General features: G+C 68.7%; 3 protein-coding genes. 1 reads left to right on the top strand and 2 read right to left on the bottom strand.

Annotated features, from left to right (window positions below; all coding sequences use genetic code 11):
* Window positions 1-299 precede the first annotated feature (299 nt).
* The gene (locus EFK10_RS47610; RefSeq protein WP_164836083.1) at window positions 300-461 is read right to left on the bottom strand and encodes a hypothetical protein; all 162 of its coding nucleotides are present in this window, start codon (window positions 459-461) and stop codon (window positions 300-302) included.
* Window positions 462-481: 20 nt separating this feature from the next.
* Window positions 482-1,387, bottom strand: coding sequence for a non-homologous end joining protein Ku (gene ku / locus EFK10_RS20495; RefSeq protein WP_127357117.1), 906 nt, complete (start codon window positions 1,385-1,387; stop codon window positions 482-484).
* Window positions 1,388-1,854: 467 nt separating this feature from the next.
* Between ku and EFK10_RS20490 the strand changes: the two genes are divergently transcribed.
* Window positions 1,855-2,743: helix-turn-helix transcriptional regulator (locus EFK10_RS20490; protein WP_164836082.1), on the top strand; the 889-nt coding region annotated here is incomplete at its 3' end.

Here is a 2,743-nt window from a genome sequence, read left to right as displayed (position 1 = left end):
CCGCACGAGGAAACAACCACGTAGCGCTCACGTTCACTGCGAGGTGCCCGCGTAGCCAGCTCGCGGGTTTCAAGGTCCACTTTCGCAACACGCCCTAGCCGCAGGCAATGGTGGAGCAGGCGAGCGAGGCCAGTACCGGGAGACCGTAGAAGAGGCCGGGCCATGGGCCGGCGGCCTGGGTCACGCCGTGCCTCATGGAGAAGTACCAGGCTGGGACATGGGTTCCGACGCCTGAAGAGCTGCGCCTCGCTGACGGCCTGGCCCGCGTGCGGTGGAGCCCGCATTCGTTCCGGGCAGGTCTACGCGAGCTCCCGCCCGCTGTTCGCGAGGGCCACCTTGTCGGGGTGCTCGACCTGGCGGTCCAGGCACTCGAAGAGACCGGCGTCGACGCTGACGGCGCGCGGCTGAGCCTGCACGTCCTCCTCGATGCCCTCGCGGCCGAGGTCTGACAGGGCGCGCACGACCGATGGCCCGGCGGCTGTCAGCCGGTACGGCGAGGCGGCTTCTTGACGGCCGTCTTCTTCGCCTCGGTGCTCTTCGCCGGTGACTGGGCCGGGGTCTTCTTCGCGGGTTTCCGTGGCGTGGGGGGTTCGTCCTGGGCGGCGCGGGCGTCGATCGAAGCCTGCAGCGCGGCCATCAGGTCGACGACGCCCTCGGGCGGCGGCGCGGTTTCATCGAGGGCCGGGACCGCCAGACCTTCCAGGCGGCCCCTCACCAACTGGTCCAGGGCCTTCTGGTAATCGTCGTGGAGGGTCTGCAGGTCGAAGTGTTCGGACATGGTTTCCATCAGGCTGCTGGCCATCTGCAGTTCCTGAGAGTGGATCTCGATGTCTCCGGTTGGAGCGAGCCCCACGCTCGGGCGGATCTCATCAGGCCAGTGCATGGTCTGGAGGACCAGGACCTGGTCGTGAACGCGAAGCAGTGCCAGCGACTCGCGGCTGCCGGTGCGGAAGGTGACCTTGGTGATGGCGGCCTTGCCGGTGGAGGTCAGCGTGTTGCGCAGCAAGACGTACGGTTTGGCCGATGCAGGGTCGGCGGCGAGGAAGTAGGCCCGTGACAGGGAGACGGGGTCGATGTCGACGGTATCGACGAAGGCCATCACGTCGATCATCTTCATGCTGGGCAGCGGCAGCGGCAGCTCCGCGAAGTCGGCGTCGGTGAGTACGGCGGTTCGCCCGGCACTGTCCTGGTAGCCGCGGGCGATATCGGCGTAGGCGACTTCCTGGCCGCATTTCTCGCAGGTTCGCTTCATGAGGATGCGGCCGCCGTCGTCCGCGTGGACCTGGTGCAAGGGCACGTCGTGGTCCTGCGTCGCGGCGTGGACGTGGACCGGGATGCTCACCAGCCCGAACGTGATGCTGAGCTTGGCAATCGTGGCGGGGGCCATACGCCCATCACATCCCCGGCCGGTGGCGAGCGCACTTCGGAACCGGTCACGGCCGGCCACCTACGAATCCGCCATCAACGGCGTGCACCTGGTGCAGGGCTGACCTCTCGCAGCGAAGGTTGAGCGTTCTCACCGAACGTTGAGCGCGGGAACACACCCCAGGTCAAAGGCATGCAGAGGCCCTGCGTGGGCATTGGCGACACAGCCGCGTGCGACTGGAGTCGCAGCGGCTTCCTCTTCCCGGCCGCAGCGCTCTGATCTGACCTGCGCGCTTAACCATCGGTGAGAAGAAGTGCCAGTCACCAGCCTTCGCTGAGAAACGCTCAACCTCCGCTGCGAGAGATCAGACAGCGACGTCGCCCTCACGGAAGAGAAGAGACCCAATCTCCCCGAAATGTACGCGTAATGTTCGGTCTTCTGTACGCGATATGTTTCTTTCAAGCTATGGTGTGGGGCAGGAGGTGCCCATGTCCGAGTTGTTCGACGCGGTCGACGCCCTGATCGCCGGGCAGTCGCCGCTGCCCCCGCCCGAAGAGCGGGTCCGGCTGCGCAAGGCCCACGGCCTGTCCCAGGAACAGGTCGCCAAGGCGCTGGAGGTGCGCCGGCCGACCGTCGTGTCGTGGGAGAGCGGCAGGACCGAACCGCGGCCGCCGCAGCGCGAGGCGTACGCCCGGCTGCTGGACAAGCTCGCGGAGCTCTATCCCGGCAACATCCCGGCGCCCGGCGAGGACACGGCGCTACCCGAAATGTTCGGCTCCTCTGCGCCCGCGCCGCGCGAGGCCGAGCCCGTAGAAGCGGGACCTGTGTCCACAGGCCCGGCTCCGGATGCTGCGGCCATGACTGCCGGACAGAACACCCCGCAGCGTCCCGCTCCCGCGCCGTCCCGTACGGCGGCCACGACCAGGACGTCGTCGACGTCGCGGCGCCCGGCGGCGAATAAGGCCACCGCGAAGCCCGCCCCGGCCGCGGCCGGGGTCGACCCGCGCTTCGTCAACGGGCCGCTCGCGGTCGTCGACGTCGAGGACGGGCAGGTCTTCGCGTACTGCGCCGGCGGCCTGGTCCTCGATGTCCCCGCCAAGTCCATCCCGGCGCTGGTCGACTGGACACTGTCGGAGGCCAAGCTGGGCGCGCCCAAGCTGAGCGGGCCGGGCAAGGACGCCGACCCGCTGATCGTGCTCACCGAGGCCGCGTGCGAGCGTTACGGCCTGCCGCTCCATCTCAGCGAGGAGGAGCGCCTGTCCGGACGGCTTCCGGAGGGCCACAAGGTCATCAAGCAGTTGGCGCGGGCGGACTGGCAGCTGACGAAGCGCGGGTTCGGGCCGTGGGCGCGGATCTACCGTCCGGCGCAGGGCGGGC

Origin of the sequence: Streptomyces soli, assembly GCF_003999195.1 — a bacterium.
Classification (GTDB): Bacteria; Actinomycetota; Actinomycetes; order Streptomycetales; family Streptomycetaceae; genus Actinacidiphila; species Actinacidiphila soli.
This window is presented reverse-complemented; position numbering and strand designations above follow the sequence as displayed.